Below are 14578 nucleotides of genomic sequence, written 5' to 3' on the forward strand. Positions count from 1 at the left end.
ATCCCCAACCGAAAAACTTTCCACCACCAGCCCATGCGGACGGTGGTCATATCCGGTATTAGACCCAGTTTCCCGGGCTTATCCCAGAGTCGGGGGCAGGTTGCTCACGTGTTACTCACCCGTTCGCCGCTCGAGTACCCCGAAGGGCCTTTCCGCTCGACTTGCATGTGTTAAGCACGCCGCCAGCGTTCGTCCTGAGCCAGGATCAAACTCTCCAAAAAATGTTTGGAAACTTCGTCCAAGCAAAACCGTCAAACAATTGTTTTGACGAGGTGTTGCATGAAAAATCATGCACTGGCTTTTAACACACTGTTGAGTTCTCAAGAAACGGACGCGTACTTCCTGACCAGAACCACTTTCGTGATCCTCGCTCGGAGGCGCTATCTCGCTTACCTCAATCTTAGCAGATCCTCTAGCTCCTGTCAATCTCTGGAGCCGATCTGATCTTCTAGGATCGTGTGCCCCGGCTTGGGGCAACCCTCGTAACTTACCGTGTCACCGGCCCCGTGTCGAATCAACCGGTTTTCGGTGGATGCGAACGAGTCCTGAGACAATCCGGGCAAGAGCATGCCGAAGCAGCTTCGCCGGATGGCTCGTTTTCGAGGACTTGCCCTGGGGCCCGTCCGCCTCATCGGCGTCCGGCTCACTCCCGGGGCGAGGAGAAACATTAGGTCGCGATTCGCCACTCGTCAAATCGCCCCGCAGGAGGTGTTCGATCTTTGCTGTGACCACTATCGGATCCTCGGAGATTCCGGGGGTTCCGGCCGAGGTTCGATCACCACACTCTGGCGAATGGCGTGGTGCCACGGGAACAACCATCCCCTGGCGCCGGCGTGCACACCACTCGGACGGGTGTGTGCCAAGGGCTGGAGCCGGGCGAGGGTGGGCCGTGGGTCGGGACGGTTCTGTGGCCCCGACCCCGGCGGCTTCACGGAGCGCAGGCCGGCCGTTGGCGACGTGCACTCCAGCGGGTGGACCCGGCTGTGGGGCCATGCGGAGATGGCGCGCACGGCCGGCTTCCGCCGTAACGTAGACAAGATCCAATACGACGGTATTCGCCATACGGCATACCTCTGTTGCGTATTCTGCCCGGATGACCGCTGCTACCACCCTGACCTCCGCGACCCGTCCCACCATTCGTCCGCGAGGCTCGGCTCGATGGTGGATGGGGTCGCTGGCGGGGATCGCGGCGTTCTCGGGGAACGGTGTGGCGTCGCTCAACGGCGACGAGATCGCCACCATCAGCGCCGCGTCGAGGTCACTGTCCGGGATATTCGAGCTGGCGCGCCACATCGATGGCCATTTCTTCCCTTACTACCTGTTCATGCACCTCTGGACGCTGGTGGGGACGACCGAACTGTGGTTGCGCCTGCCGTCGGCGGTGGCGATCGGGGTCGCCGCCTGGCTGCTGACCGACCTGGGACGGCGGCTGCACAGCGTTCGGGCGGGCGTGATCGCGGCCGCGATCTTCGCGATCCTGCCGTCGGTGTCCTATTACGGAGCCTTCGCCCGACCGTACGCGCTCGCCGCCGCGGCGGTCGTGTTCGCCTTCTGGGCGCTGCACCGAGCCCTCGAACGACCCACCGGCCGCCGGTGGGTCGTGTACGGGGTCGCGGTGGCGCTCGTGTGCTGTGCGCACCTGTTCGCGGTGCTCGTCCTGCCTGCCCAGGTCCTGCTGGTGCGGCGGGCGGTGCTGGGACGGATGGTCGCCGCGCTCGGCCTCGGGTGCGTGCCCGCCGTCGTCCTGGGGCTCATCGGGTACGGGGAGCGGCACGCGATCAGCTGGATCCCCCAGCGCGGGATCGACGTGCTGGCGACGTTCCCCAAGATGGTCTCGGAGGCGGCGGTGCTCGGCGTGGTGCTGTTCGCGATGGCACTCGCCGGGGTGGCGCTGCTGTGGGTCTCCTCCCGGCATGAGCGCGCGGGCGCGGGGGTGTGGTCCCTCGCGCTGGCGGGATGGCTGCTGCTCCCGCCGCTCCTGCTGCTGGCGGTCTCGCACCTGGTGACGCCGGTGTACGTCGACCGCTACCTGTTCGTCACCGCGCCCGCCCTGGCGCTGCTGGCGGGGCTTGCCGTGGCATCCCTGCCGCGGATGCACGTGGTGGCGGGGATCGCCGTCGTCGTGCTCGGGTGCGCGCTGGCCTTTCCCGAGCACGTGGGCGTCCGTGAGGAGAACGGGCGTACCGACAACGTCCCGTGGGCGCTGCGGGTGATCACGGCGGAGCCGGGCGACGCGATCGTGTACGGCCAGAGCCATCTGCGCGGCGGCTTCGACTACTACGCCGACTCGCTGATGCCCGCGGACGTGCTACGCATCGGGCAAGCACCGGATCCCGAGGGGTTCAGCTATCCGGAGCGCTCCGATGTCTCGGCGGCGCTGCAGGGGCACGAGCGCGTGTGGGTCGTGTGGCGCGGGACGAAGCAGTCGGGCCTGGATGACGACGACCTGCCGCGGATCGGCGAGGTGGAACGGGCGGGCTTCAAGCTGTCGCTCGCCAAGCATTCCGGCGACCTGCCCGGGATCACGGTGGCGTTGTTCACCCGCCGCTGACCACGAGCCGCCTCACCCCGAACGGGGCGAAGCCCGAGCCACACGCAGCGGGCCTTCCCATCGTGGGAAGGCCCTTGCGACGCGCGGGACAGCTGGTCAGCCGACCTCGACGCCGCCGATCGACTTCTTGCCGCGGCGCAGCACCATGAACCGGCCGGCCAGCAGGTCGTCGGCGGTCGGCACGTACGTCTCGTCGGTGATCTTGACGTTGTTGAGGTACGCGCCGCCCTCCTTCACCGCACGCCGCGCCGCCGACTTGGACTCGACCAGCCCGCTGTCGGCCATCAGGTCGACGAGCGGCGCCCCGAGTGCCGGGACCTTCGCCTTGGGCACCTCGGCCAGGGCCGCGGCGAGCGTGGCGGACGGCAGCTCCTCCAGCGCGCCCTGCCCGAACAACGCCTTGGACGCGGCCACCACGGCGGCCAGCTCGTCGGGCCCGTGCAGCAGCTCGGTGAGCTCCTCCGCGAGCGCGCGCTGGGCCTCACGGGCGAACGGGCGCTCGGCGACCGCCTTCTCCAGCTCCTCGATCTCCTCGCGGCTCCGGAACGTGAACACCTTGAGGTAGTGGATCACGTCACGGTCGTCGGCGTTGAGGAAGTACTGGTAGAAGGCGTACGGGGAGGTCATCTCCGGGTCGAGCCAGAGGGCGCCGCCGGCCGTCTTGCCGAACTTGGTGCCGTCGGCCTTGGTGATGAGCGGCAGGGTCAGCGCGTGGACGTGACCGCCCTCGACCCGACGGATGAGGTCGGCGCCCGCGGTGATGTTGCCCCACTGGTCGCTGCCGCCGATCTGCAGGCTGCACTCGTAGCGGCGGTAGAGCTCGAGGTAGTCGTTGGCCTGGAGGATCTGGTAGCTGAACTCGGTGTAGCTCAGCCCCTCACCGGCGAGGCGGGCGGAGACCGACTCCCTGGCCAGCATGCGGTTGACCGGGAAGTGCTTGCCGATGTCGCGCAGGAAGTCGATGGCGCTCAGCTTGCCGGTCCAGTCGAGGTTGCTGACCATCAGCGCGGCGTTCGGCTGGGCGTCGAAGTCGAGGAAGCGGCTGACCTGGCCGCGCAGTCGCTCCACCCACTCCTCGACCACTTCTGTCTCGTTGAGTGAGCGCTCGGTGTTGCGTCCGCTCGGGTCGCCGATGAGACCGGTGGCACCGCCGACCAGGCCGATCGGACGGTGGCCTGCCAGCTGGAGGCGGCGCAGCGTGAGCAGCGGGACGAAGTGACCGACGTGCAGGGACGGGGCGGTCGGGTCGAAGCCCGAATAGACCGTGATCGGACCTTTCGCCATGGCCGCGCGCAGGGCGTCGAGATCGGTGGACTGGGCGATCAGGCCTCGCCACGCGAGGTCGTCGAGGATGTCGGTCACGGTGTTATGGCTTCCTGAGTTGGACGACGATGCCTTTAGCCTGCCCGATCAGTGGGGATGCGCGCCACTTGGATACGCTGTGCAGCCATGTGGAGGGTCCGTCGCGAGCTGGCCGTTTTCAAGATCTTAGGGGCTCTGGCGTGTGCCGGGCTCGGGATTTACTGGTGGTTCGAGGACGATCTGCGCGGTGTGATCCTGGCCGTCCCGGCCACCGTGCTGCTGGGCGCGATGGCGCTGCGCGACGTGATCGTGCCCGTACGACTGAGCGCCGACGAGAGCGGCATCACGGTCGTGCACGGGTTCGCCGGCAAGCGGCACGTGCCCTGGGACGCGATCTGGGACATCAAGGTGGACGTGCGCAGGCGCTGGGGCCTGCGCAGCCAGATGCTGGAGATCGACACCGGCGACCACCTGCACATCTTCAGCGCTCACGAGCTGGGCGCCTCCCCCACGGAGGTCGCCGCGGCGCTGCGGCGCCGCGGCACGTGAGCGCGGTAGGGGGACACGGTCGGGTCGGCGTCGATCCAGAACCGCCACGGCGTCTCCTTCGCCGTGGAGATGCCGGTACGCGGCCCTGACCTGATCAGCCCGGGGTCGGCGGGCCGGCCCTCCAGCACGGCGGCGGCCTGACGGGGCCACCCCTCGACCGGGCCCTCGCGGACGGCGTCGAGCCCGTTGTGCTCGCGAGCCAGGCCGAGAGCGGTGGCCAGGCGGGCGGGGCCTCTGGCCAGATCGCGATCGGGCACGCGGCGGCCGGAGGTGCGCCGGGCGCGAGCCACGTCGAGCCCGGCCACGATCTCGCCGCCACGCATCAGCACGGCCGAGCCGTGGCCCTCGGGCAGGCACACCAAATTGGCGCAGAAGTGCATGCCGTACGTGAAGTACACGTAGATGTGGCCCGCGGGGCCGAACATGACGGCGTTGCGCGGCGTCCTGCCCCGGTAGGTGTGCGCGGCAGGGTCCTCGCCGGGGCCGCCGTACGCCTCGACCTCGGTCAGGCGTACGGCGACGGGGCCGTGCACGAGGACGCGCCCGAGCAGGTCGGGCGCCACCTCGTGGGAGGGCCGCTCGAAGAAGCTCCGCGGCAGCGCGGCGGAGCTCAGCTCCCCGCCGCCCATGCCGCCTGGGCGTCGACCGTCTCGGTGAGCGAGGCGAGCTGGTCGCGGACCCGGTCGGGGGCGGTGCCGCCGTGCGCCTTGCGCGCGGCGAGGGCCCCCGGCACGTTGAGCACGTCGCGGACGTCGGGCGTCAGGTGCGGAGACACCTTGGCCAGCTCGTCGTCGGTGAGCTCGCCGAGGTCCTTGTCGTTGACCTGGCACCACACGACGAGGTGGCCGACGGCCTCGTGCGCCTCGCGGAACGGGACCCCGCGCCGTACGAGGAGCTCGGCCAGGTCGGTGGCCAGCGCGAACCCGTCGGGAGCTGACGCCTCCAGGCGGGCGGTGTTGACCCGCATGGTGGCGACCAGGCCGGCCATCGCGGGCAGGACCAGCAGGAGCGTGTCGACGCTGTCGAAGACCGGCTCCTTGTCCTCCTGCAGGTCGCGATTGTAGGTCAGCGGCAGGCCCTTGAGCGTGGTCAGCAGCGACATGAGATTGCCGATGAGGCGGCCGGACTTGCCGCGGGCCAGCTCGGCGACGTCGGGGTTCTTCTTCTGCGGCATGATCGACGAGCCGGTGGAGTAGGCGTCGTCCATCTCGATCCAGCGGAACTCCTGCGAGGCCCACAGGACGATCTCCTCGCCCAGCCGGGACAGGTGCACGCCGATCATGGCCGCGTCGAAGAGGAACTCGGCGGCGAAGTCGCGGTCGGCGACGGCGTCCATCGAGTTGGGCGTGGCGGCGGAGAAGCCGAGTTCGGCGGCCACGGCCTGTGGGTCGAGCGGGAGCGAGGAGCCCGCCAGCGCGCCGGAGCCGAGCGGGGAGAACGCGGCGCGCTTGTCCCAGTCGATGAGGCGGTCGATGTCGCGGGCGAAGGCGTGCACGTGGGCCAGCAGCTGGTGGCCGAACGAGACGGGCTGCGCGTGCTGCAGGTGGGTCATGCCGGGCGCGGCCGTCTCGGCGTGCTGCTCGGCCTGCGCCATCAGCGCCGTCTCGAGCTCGACCAGGCGCGAGACGATCGTGCGGGCGTGGTCGCGGAGGTAGAGCCGCAGGTCGGTGGCGATCTGGTCGTTGCGCGAGCGACCGGCGCGCAGCTTGCCGCCGAGGGTGCCGAGCCGCTCCAGCAGGCCGCGTTCGAGGGCGGTGTGCACGTCCTCGTCGGCGACCGTGGGCCGGAAGTCACCGGCCTTGCACGCCTGCTCGAGGTCGTCGATCGCGCCGATCATGCGCTCGAGCTCGTCGTCGCTCAGCAGCCCCGCCCTGTGCAGCACGCGGGCGTGCGCCCTGGACGCCGCCAGGTCGTACGGCACCAGCCGCCAGTCGAAGTGCACGCTCACCGACAGCCGGGTCAGCGCGTCGGAAGGCCCTCCTTCGAAGCGCCCGCCCCACAGCCGCATCGGCTTGCCATCACTCACCGTGTTCTCCTTCTCGTCCACCGCGACGATAATGCACGTCAGTCGTTGTCGGCGTCTCGCGCGGCGGCGATCTTAGCCGGGCGGGGGAAGAGCTCGACGAACCCTTTGGCCCGCGACTGTTCGTGGCGTCGCCTGTCGTCGTACGCCGGGCCGGCGCCGCCGCGCCTGCGGCGCGACGGGCGCGTCGCGCGGCCTGTCGGGGCGGCGAGAACCGAAGGTCATCGTAGACCAGCCGGTTCTCCCGCCGGTTCCGCCTCGCGAGGCGGTGTCTGGATGTCCTGGCCTCAGGTGACGCTGCGCCGGTCGGCGACGCGCAGCAGCGCCTCCGCGACCGCCGCACCGCCGGTCGGGTCGCGGCTGATGACCAGGATCGTGTCGTCGCCCGCCACCGTGCCGAGGATCGAGTGCCAGTCGGCGTGGTCGATGGCGGAGGCGAGGAACTGGGCCGCCCCCGGGGGCGTCCTTACGATGATCAGGTTGGCCGATGCCTCCGCCGCGACCAGCAGTTCCTCGGCGATGCGGTGCAGCCGCGCATCGGGCGACTCGCCGGTGCCCAGCCGGGTGAGGGGGATGCGCCCGCCGCCCTCGCCGGGCAGTGCGTACACCAGCGAGCCGTCGTCGGCGCGCAGCTTGAGCGCGCCGAGCTCGTCGAGGTCGCGTGAGAGCGTGGCCTGGGTGACCTCGACGCCGCTCTCGGCGAGCAGCTTGGCGAGTTCGGGTTGGGAGCGCACGGCCTGCCGCTGCAGCAGGTCGGTGATCTTCGCCTGCCGCGCGGCCTTGGTCATCGGGATCGTCATCGTCGTCGTACCAGCCAGTGGAGCAGCGCCTTCTGGGCGTGCAGGCGGTTCTCCGCCTGGTCCCACACTACGCTGCGCGGGCCGTCGAGGACCTCTTCGGTGATCTCGTAGCCGCGGTAGGCGGGCAGGCAGTGCAGCACGATCGCGTCGGGCGCGGCCCGCTGCAGCAGCTCGTCGTTCACCTGGTACGGCATGAGCGCCTTGACCCGCTCGTCCTTGCCGTCCTGGCCCATCGAGACCCAGGTGTCGGTGGCGACCACGTGGGCGCCGTCGACCGCGGCGCCGGGGTCGGTCAGCGCGACCACCGAGCCGCCGGTCTTCGCGGCGATGGCGGCCGCCCGGCCGAGGACGAGCGCGTCGGGCTGGTAGCCGGCCGGGGAGGCGATGCGCACGTGCAGGCCGGCGGTGGCGCCGCCGAGCAGGTAGGAGTGGGCCATGTTGTTGGCGCCGTCGCCCACGTACGTGAACGTGAGCCCGGCGGTGCGGCCCAGCTTCTCGTGCACGGTCAGCAGGTCGGCGAGGATCTGGCAGGGGTGGAACTCGTCGGTGAGCGCGTTGACCACCGGCACCCGCGAGTGGGCGGCCATCTCCTCGATGAGCCGCTGGCCCGTGGTGCGCCAGACGATCGCGGCGACCTGCCGGTCGAGCACGCGGGCGAGGTCGGCGGGCGGCTCTCCGCGGCCCATGAGCGCCGAGACGTTGTCGACGACCAGCGGCAGGCCGCCGAGCTCGCCGATGCCGGTGTGGAAGGAGACGCGGGTGCGCGCCGACGGCTTGTCGAACAGGACGGCGACCGTCTGCGGCCCCTCGAAGGGCCGGTAGCCGAACCGGTCCTTCTTCATGGCGGCGGCGAGTTCCAGCACCTCGGCCTGCTCGGCCGGGGTGAGGTCGTCGTCGGCGAGGAAGTGCCTGGTGCTCACTTGGCGGCCTCCTGGAGAACCGCGGGGAAGGCGGCGAGGAAGGCGTCGATGTCGTCCTCGGTCACGACCAGCGGGGGCGCGATGCGCAGCGCGTCCGGCTGGACCGCGTTGACGAGGAAGCCGGCGTCGGCGGCGGCCTGCTGCGCGCGGGCCGCGACGGGCTCGGTCAGCACGGCGGCCAGCCACAGGCCGCGCCCGCGCACCTTCTGCAGCAGCGGGTGACGGACGGCCTCCAGGCCGTCGCGCAGCCGCGCCGCGGCAGAACGCACGTGGTCGAGGTCGACGTGGTCGAGGACCGCCAGCGCCGCGGCGCACGAGACGGGGTTGCCGCCGAACGTGGAGCCGTGGTCGCCCTTCTCGAACAGCTTGCCCGCGTCGCCGAAGCCGACGCACGCGCCGATCGGCAGCCCGCCGCCGAGGCCCTTGGCCAGGGTCAGGATGTCGGGGGTGACGCCTTCTGCCTGGTGGGCGAACCAGTGTCCGGTACGGCCGATGGCCGACTGGATCTCGTCGGCGACCAGCAGGGCGCCGGTCGAGTCGCAGATCTCGCGGGCGGCCTCGAAGTAGCCGTCGGGCGGCGGCACCACGCCGGCCTCGCCCTGCGTGGGCTCGAGGAAGACCGCGATGCAGTCGCCGGTGACGGCCTCCTTCAGCGCGTCGGCGTCGCCGTACGGGACGAAGCGGACGTCGACCGGGAAGGGGCCGAACTGGTCGCGGATCGAGGGCTTGCCGGTCAGGGACAGCGCGCCGATCGTGCGGCCGTGGAAGCCGTTCTCCGCGGCCACGAAGTAGGAGCGTCCCTCGCGCCGGCCGTACTTGAGTGCCAGCTTGTACGCGGCCTCGTTGGCCTCGGTGCCGGAGTTGGCGAAGAAGACCCGGGCGGGGCCGTCGAGCAGGCCGAGCAGGCGTTCGGCGAGCAGCACCTCTGGCTCGTGCAGGAACAGGTTGCTGGTGTGGGCGATGGTGGCGACCTGGCGGGACACGGCGTCCACCACGGCGGGGTGGGCGTGGCCGAGCGAGCTGGTCGCGATGCCCGCGATGAAGTCGAGGTATCGCCGGCCGTCGACGTCCCAGACCTGGGTGCCCTCGCCGCGCGCGAGCGCGATCGGCGGGACGCCGTAGTTGGGCATGAACGCCTGCTCGAACCTCTCGTACAGACTCATCAGGGCATCACCATCGTTCCGATTCCTTCATTGGTGAAGATCTCCAGCAGCAGCGAGTGGGGCACACGCCCGTCGAGGACGTGGGCCTGAGGAACTCCGCCTTGGACGGCCGTCAGGCAGGCCTCCATCTTGGGAACCATGCCGCTGGACAGCGTGGGCATGAGCGTCTCGAGCTCGTCGGCGGTGAGCGAGTCGATGACGTCGGCGTCGTCGGGCCAGTTGGCGTACAGGCCCTCGACGTCGGTGAGCACGATCAGTTTCTGTGCCTTCAGCTCGACGGCGAGCGCGGCGGCGGCGGTGTCGGCGTTGACGTTGTAGATCTCGCCGTCGTCGCCTCGGGCCACGCTGGAGATCACGGGGATGCGGCCGTCGTCGACGAGGGCGCGCACGGCTCCGGCCTCGACCTTGACGATGTCGCCGACCTGGCCGATGTCGACCGGCTCGCCGTCGACGATCGCGTGCTTGCGCACGGCGGTGAACAGGTGGGCGTCCTCGCCTGACATGCCGACGGCGAACGGGCCGTGCCGGTTGACCAGGCCGACGATGTCGCGGTTGACCTGGCCGGTCAGCACCATACGGACGACCTGCATGGCCTCGGGCGTGGTGACCCGCAGCCCGGCCGTGAACGTGGACTCGATGCCGAGCTTGTCGAGCGCGCTGCTGATCTGGGGGCCGCCGCCGTGCACGACGACCGGGCGCAGGCCCGCGTGGTGCAGGAAGACGACGTCCTCGGCGAAGCCCTCCTTGAGCGCTTCGTCGGTCATGGCGTTGCCGCCGTACTTGATGACGATGGTCGCGCCGTGGAAGCGGGTCAGCCAGGGCAGCGCCTCGATGAGCGACTCGGCCTTCGACTGGGCCGTGGTGAGCCTCATGACGAGTACGCCGAGTTCTCGTGGACGTAGTCGGCCGTCAGGTCGGTGGTGTGCACCGTGGCGGTGTGCGCGCCCGCTGACAGGTCGATGGTGATCGTCACGTCGCGGGGCCGCATGTCGACCTTGGAACGGTCGTCGCCGACCGCGCCGCCGCGGCAGATCCAGATGCCGTTGATGGCCACGTTGAGCCGGTCGGGCTCGAACACGGCGTCGGTGGTGCCGACGGCGGCGAGCACGCGGCCCCAGTTGGGGTCCTCGCCGTGGATGGCGCACTTGAACAGGTTGGAGCGGGCGACGGAGCGGCCGACCGTGACCGCGTCGTCCACGGACGCCGCGCCGACGACCTCGATGGCGATGGCCTTGCTGGCGCCCTCGGCGTCCACGAGGAGCTGCCGGGCGAGGTCGGCGCAGACCTCGGTGACCTTCTGCTCGAACTCGGCGAGGTCGGGCTTGACCCCGGACGCCCCGCTGGCGAGCAGCAGCACGGTGTCGTTGGTGGACATGCAGCCGTCGGAGTCGAGCCGGTCGAACGTGGTGGATGTCGCGCGGCGCAGCACGGTGTCGAGTTCGTCGCTGGTGACGTCGGCGTCGGTGGTGATGACGCAGAGCATGGTGGCGAGGGCGGGGGCGAGCATGCCGGCGCCCTTGGCCATGCCGCCCACCATGTAGCCGGAGGCGCGCTTGAAGGAGATCTTGGAGACGGTGTCGGTGGTGCGGATGGCGTCGGCCGCGGCGAGGCCGCCGTCGCGGGAGAGCTGGCCGGCCGCGGTCTCGACCCCGGCCAGCAGCGCGTCCATCGGCAGCCGCTCCCCGATCAGGCCGGTGGAGCAGACGGCGATCTCGCCGGCGGAGTCCTGCAGCACCTCGGCGACCTTCTCGGCGGTGGCGTGGGTGTCCTGGAACCCTTCAGGGCCGGTGCAGGCGTTGGCGCCGCCGGAGTTGAGCACGACCGCGCGCAGCCGTCCGCCGGCCAGCACCTGCTGCGACCACAGGACGGGCGCGGCCTTGACGCGGTTGGCGGTGAAGACGCCGGCGGCGGCTCGGCTGGGTCCGTCGTTGACGACGAGGGCCAGGTCGCGGGCGTCGCCGGACTTGATGCCTGCGGCGATGCCCGCGGCCCGGAAGCCGAGAGGGGCGGTTACGCTCATGGTGCGACTCCTGTCAGGGGAAGGCCGAGCTCTTCCGGCAGGCCGAGGGCCAGGTTGACGCTCTGGACGGCGCCCCCGGCGGTGCCCTTGGTGAGGTTGTCGATGGCGATGACGGCGATGACCCGGCCGGCGCGCTCGTCGAGCGCCACCTGCAGGGCGGCGGTGTTGGCGCCGTAGGTCATGGAGGTGGCCGGCCAGACGCCTTCGGGCAGCAGCCGGACGAACGGCTCGCCCTTCAGGGCCGCCTCGTACGCCGACCGCAGCGTCTCCTGGGTGACGCCGGGCGCGGCGGGGGCGGTGCAGGTGGCCAGGATGCCGCGACTCATGGGGGCCAGCGTCGGTGTGAACGACACGCGGACGGGCGTGCCCGCGACCGCCGACAGGCCCTGTTCCATCTCGGGCGTGTGGCGGTGGACGCCGCCCGCGGCGTAGGCGCTGACCGAGCCCATGACCTCGCTGCCGAGCAGGTGGGTCTTGGGCGACTTTCCTGCGCCGCTGGTGCCGCTGGCGGCCACCACGACGACGTCGGGTTCGGCGAGCCCGGCGGCGAACGCCGGGAACAGGGCCAGCAGGACGGAGGTCGGGTAGCAGCCGGGCACCGCGATGCGGGTGGCCTTCTTCAGCGCGTCGCGCTGTCCGGGCAGCTCGGGCAGCCCGTACGGCCACGTGCCCGCGTGCTCGCCGCCGTAGAACTCCTGCCAGGCGGCCGGGTCGGCGAGCCGGTGGTCGGCTCCGCAGTCGACCACGATCGTGTCGGCGCCCAGCTGGGCGGCGACGGCGGCCGAGTGGCCGTGCGGCAGCGCCAGGAAGACGACGTCGTGCCCGGCCAGCGTCTCGGGAGTGGTCTCCTCGATGACGCGGTCGGCGAGCTGCGGAAGGTGGGGCTGGTGGGAGCCGAGTAGGCCGCCCGCGCTGGACGCGGCGGTCAGCGCGCCGATCTCGAACTCGGGATGACCGAGCAGGATGCGGAGCAGCTCACCTCCCGCGTAGCCGCTGGCTCCGGCGATCGCTGCTCTCATCGACCCTCCTGCATAGTTATGCATCACAACTCATGACCTTGCTTACTTCTTAAGATGATGCACTGTACAGGATGAACATGCAAGCCCTGACCGCTCCGCCCTGTAGGCCGTACCCCGTGCCCGTGAACGCGAACGGGCCGCCGTGATGGCATCACGACGGCCCGTTGCCCCAAAAGGGGGTGTCAGCGGAGGAAGGCGGCGGCGACGCCGGCGTCCACCGGGATGTGCAGGCCCGTGGTCTGCGACAGGTCGCCGCCGGCGAGGGCGAAGACGGCGTCCGCCACGTGCTCGGGCAGCACCTCGCGCTTGAGCAGCGTGCGCTGCGCGTAGAACTCGCCGAGCTTCTCCTCCTCCACCCCGTACACCTGGGCGCGGTTGGCGCCCCAGCCGGAGGCGAAGATGCCGGAGCCACGGACGACGCCGTCGGGGTTGACGCCGTTGACGCGGATGCCGTAGGCGCCGAGCTCGGCGGCGAGCAGGCGCACCTGGTGGGCCTGGTCGGCCTTCGCGGCGCCGTAGGCGACGTTGTTCGGGCCGGCGAAGACGGAGTTCTTCGAGGCGATGTAGACGACGTCGCCGCCCATCGCCTGGTCGATCATGACCCTCGCGGTCTCCCGCGAGACGAGGAACGAGCCGCGCGCCATCACGTCGTGCTGCAGGTCCCAGTCGGCCAGCGTGGTCTCCAACAGCGAGCGCGACAGCGACAGGCCGGCGTTGTTGACGACGAGGTCGATCCCGCCGAACGCCAGCACGCCCGCGCGTACGGCCGCCTGGACCTGCTCCTCGGAGGTGACGTCCACCCCGACCGCCACGGCGACGTCGGCGACCCGGTAGGCCCCAGCGCCGATCTCGGCGGCCACCTTCTCGGCCGCGCCGAGGTCGCGATCGGCCACGATCACGCAGGCGCCCTCGGCGGCCAGCCGGCGAGCGGTCGCCGCGCCGATGCCCGAGCCGCCGCCGGTCACCAGCGCGACCCGGGTGGCCAGCGGCTTCGGCCTGGGCATGCGGCGGAGCTTGGCCTCCTCCAGCTCCCAGTACTCGATGCGGAACTTCTCCGACTCGGGGATGGGCGCGTAGGAGGAGACGGACTCGGCGCCGCGCATGACGTTGACGGCGTTGAGGTAGAACTCGCCGGCCACGCGGGCGGTCTGCTTGTCCTTGCCGAAGGAGAACATGCCGACGCCCGGCACCAGGACGATCGCCGGGTCTGCGCCGCGCATGGGCGGCGAGTCGGGGGCGGCGTGCCGCTCGTAGTAGGCGGTGTAGTCGGCGCGGTAGGCGGCGTGCAGCTCGCGCAGCCGGGCGACGGCCTGCTCCAGCGGGGCGTCCGGCGGCAGGTCGAGCACCAGCGGCGCCACCTTCGTGCGCAGGAAGTGGTCGGGGCAGGACGTGCCGAGCGCCGCGAGCCTCGGGTGCTCGGCGCGCGAGACGAAGTCGAGCACCTCGGGCGTGTCGGTGTAGTGGCCGACCACGCGCACGTCGGTCGAGGCCAGGCCGCGTACGACGGGGAAGAGCGCGGCGGCCCTGGCCAGGCGTTCGGCCTCGGGCAGCGGCTCGTGCACCACCGGGCCGAACGGATCGGGACGGCCGTGCTCGGCGAGGTACGTCTCCGCGGTGCGGATGATCTCCAGCGAGCGGGCCTCGCACTCCTCGGAGGTCGAGCCCCACGCGGTGATGCCGTGCCCGCCGAGTATGCAGCCGATCGCCTGCGGGTTGGCGTCCTTGATCGCGGCGATGTCCAGGCCGAGCTGGAAGCCAGGCCGCCGCCAGGGCACCCACACCACCCGGTCGCCGAAGACGCGCCGGGTCAGCTCCTCGCCGTCGGCGGCGGTGGCGAGGGCGATGCCGGCGTCGGGGTGCAGGTGGTCGACGTGCGCGGCGTCGACCAGTCCGTGCATGGCGGTGTCGATGGACGGCGCGGCCCCTCCCCTGCCGTGCAGGCAGTAGTCGAAGGCCGCGACCATCTCGTCCTCGCGCTCGACGCCCGGGTAGACGCCGGTGAGGGCGCGCAGCCGGTCGAGCCGCAGGACGGCCAGCCCGGACTCCTTCAGCGTGCCGAGGTCGCCGCCCGACCCCTTCACCCACAGCAGCTCCACGTCCGTACCGGTGACCGGGTCGGTGGCGGCTCCCTTCGCCGAGGTGTTGCCGCCCGCGAAGTTGGTGTTGCGCGGGTCGGCGCCCAGGCGGTGCGAACGGTCGAGCAGCTCTTTCACGACGTTGTCCATGGTGTG

The 14578-nt window shown here is 70.9% G+C and carries 12 protein-coding genes and 1 rRNA gene; 2 read left to right on the top strand and 11 right to left on the bottom strand.

The genetic code is table 11. The features are described 5' to 3' along the window. Positions 1–221: ribosomal RNA gene (locus tag BLR04_RS08805) — 16S ribosomal RNA — on the bottom strand; the annotation flags it as partial. Positions 222–1093: 872 nt separating this feature from the next. On the opposite strand from BLR04_RS08805, the gene BLR04_RS08810 reads away from it, so the two are divergent. Next, complete coding sequence (locus tag BLR04_RS08810; RefSeq protein ID WP_245740122.1) at positions 1094–2551, top strand: glycosyltransferase family 39 protein; 1458 nt, start codon at positions 1094–1096, stop codon at positions 2549–2551. A gap of 96 nt (positions 2552–2647) precedes the next feature. Here BLR04_RS08810 and tyrS read toward each other — a convergent pair whose 3' ends face one another. Then, complete coding sequence (tyrS, locus tag BLR04_RS08815; RefSeq protein ID WP_090761612.1) at positions 2648–3913, bottom strand: tyrosine--tRNA ligase; 1266 nt, start codon at positions 3911–3913, stop codon at positions 2648–2650. An 87-nt stretch (positions 3914–4000) separates the two neighbouring features. On the opposite strand from tyrS, the gene BLR04_RS08820 reads away from it, so the two are divergent. After that, the gene (locus BLR04_RS08820; protein WP_090761614.1) at positions 4001–4402 is read left to right on the top strand and encodes a PH domain-containing protein; all 402 of its coding nucleotides are present in this window, start codon (positions 4001–4003) and stop codon (positions 4400–4402) included. On the opposite strand, the gene BLR04_RS08825 is transcribed toward BLR04_RS08820, so the two are convergent. The 9 genes from BLR04_RS08825 to BLR04_RS08865 form a co-directional block, all read right to left on the bottom strand. Beyond that, positions 4342–5031 carry a DNA-3-methyladenine glycosylase gene (locus BLR04_RS08825; RefSeq protein WP_090761616.1) on the bottom strand — a complete coding sequence of 230 codons (690 nt, stop codon included), beginning with the start codon at positions 5029–5031 and terminating at the stop codon, positions 4342–4344. The genes BLR04_RS08820 and BLR04_RS08825 overlap by 61 nt on opposite strands. After that, on the bottom strand, positions 5013–6410 hold the full coding sequence (argH, locus tag BLR04_RS08830; RefSeq protein ID WP_090762220.1) for an argininosuccinate lyase: 1398 nt from the start codon (positions 6408–6410) through the stop codon (positions 5013–5015). Before argH ends, BLR04_RS08825 begins: the two co-directional genes overlap by 19 nt. Before the next feature lie 302 nt (positions 6411–6712). Next, positions 6713–7225: an arginine repressor gene (locus BLR04_RS08835; protein ID WP_090761618.1), complete on the bottom strand. Its 513-nt coding sequence runs from the start codon at positions 7223–7225 to the stop codon at positions 6713–6715. After that, positions 7222–8145: an ornithine carbamoyltransferase gene (gene argF, locus BLR04_RS08840; protein ID WP_090761620.1), complete on the bottom strand. Its 924-nt coding sequence runs from the start codon at positions 8143–8145 to the stop codon at positions 7222–7224. Before argF ends, BLR04_RS08835 begins: the two co-directional genes overlap by 4 nt. Next, on the bottom strand, positions 8142–9308 hold the full coding sequence (locus BLR04_RS08845) for an acetylornithine transaminase (RefSeq protein WP_090761622.1): 1167 nt from the start codon (positions 9306–9308) through the stop codon (positions 8142–8144). The genes argF and BLR04_RS08845 overlap by 4 nt, the downstream gene beginning before the upstream one ends. After that, positions 9308–10180: an acetylglutamate kinase gene (argB, locus tag BLR04_RS08850; RefSeq protein ID WP_090761624.1), complete on the bottom strand. Its 873-nt coding sequence runs from the start codon at positions 10178–10180 to the stop codon at positions 9308–9310. Before argB ends, BLR04_RS08845 begins: the two co-directional genes overlap by 1 nt. Then, positions 10177–11328 carry a bifunctional glutamate N-acetyltransferase/amino-acid acetyltransferase ArgJ gene (argJ, locus tag BLR04_RS08855; protein ID WP_090761626.1) on the bottom strand — a complete coding sequence of 384 codons (1152 nt, stop codon included), beginning with the start codon at positions 11326–11328 and terminating at the stop codon, positions 10177–10179. The genes argB and argJ overlap by 4 nt, the downstream gene beginning before the upstream one ends. Continuing rightward, complete coding sequence (gene argC / locus BLR04_RS08860) at positions 11325–12347, bottom strand: N-acetyl-gamma-glutamyl-phosphate reductase (RefSeq protein ID WP_090761628.1); 1023 nt, start codon at positions 12345–12347, stop codon at positions 11325–11327. Before argC ends, argJ begins: the two co-directional genes overlap by 4 nt. Positions 12348–12529: 182 nt before the next feature. After that, positions 12530–14572 (bottom strand): bifunctional aldolase/short-chain dehydrogenase, encoded by a 2043-nt coding sequence (locus BLR04_RS08865; RefSeq protein ID WP_090761630.1) that lies wholly within the window; start codon positions 14570–14572, stop codon positions 12530–12532. Positions 14573–14578 lie beyond the last annotated feature (6 nt).

The sequence above is a fragment of the Nonomuraea maritima genome (assembly GCF_900100395.1).
GTDB classification, from domain to species: domain Bacteria; phylum Actinomycetota; class Actinomycetes; order Streptosporangiales; family Streptosporangiaceae; genus Nonomuraea; species Nonomuraea maritima.

What these genes read in the sequence shown, in the direction of transcription:
- BLR04_RS08810 (WP_245740122.1), top strand. Translation starts at nt 1,094, where the DNA reads ATGACCGCTGCTACCACCCTGACCTCCGCGACCCGTCCCACCATTCGT.
- BLR04_RS08820 (WP_090761614.1), top strand. Translation starts at nt 4,001, where the DNA reads ATGTGGAGGGTCCGTCGCGAGCTGGCCGTTTTCAAGATCTTAGGGGCT.
- BLR04_RS08825 (WP_090761616.1), bottom strand. Translation starts at nt 5,031, where the DNA reads ATGGGCGGCGGGGAGCTGAGCTCCGCCGCGCTGCCGCGGAGCTTCTTC.
- argH (WP_090762220.1), bottom strand. Translation starts at nt 6,410, where the DNA reads ATGCGGCTGTGGGGCGGGCGCTTCGAAGGAGGGCCTTCCGACGCGCTG.
- BLR04_RS08835 (WP_090761618.1), bottom strand. Translation starts at nt 7,225, where the DNA reads ATGACGATCCCGATGACCAAGGCCGCGCGGCAGGCGAAGATCACCGAC.
- BLR04_RS08845 (WP_090761622.1), bottom strand. Translation starts at nt 9,308, where the DNA reads ATGAGTCTGTACGAGAGGTTCGAGCAGGCGTTCATGCCCAACTACGGC.
- argB (WP_090761624.1), bottom strand. Translation starts at nt 10,180, where the DNA reads ATGAGGCTCACCACGGCCCAGTCGAAGGCCGAGTCGCTCATCGAGGCG.
- argJ (WP_090761626.1), bottom strand. Translation starts at nt 11,328, where the DNA reads ATGAGCGTAACCGCCCCTCTCGGCTTCCGGGCCGCGGGCATCGCCGCA.
- argC (WP_090761628.1), bottom strand. Translation starts at nt 12,347, where the DNA reads ATGAGAGCAGCGATCGCCGGAGCCAGCGGCTACGCGGGAGGTGAGCTG.
- BLR04_RS08865 (WP_090761630.1), bottom strand. Translation starts at nt 14,572, where the DNA reads ATGGACAACGTCGTGAAAGAGCTGCTCGACCGTTCGCACCGCCTGGGC.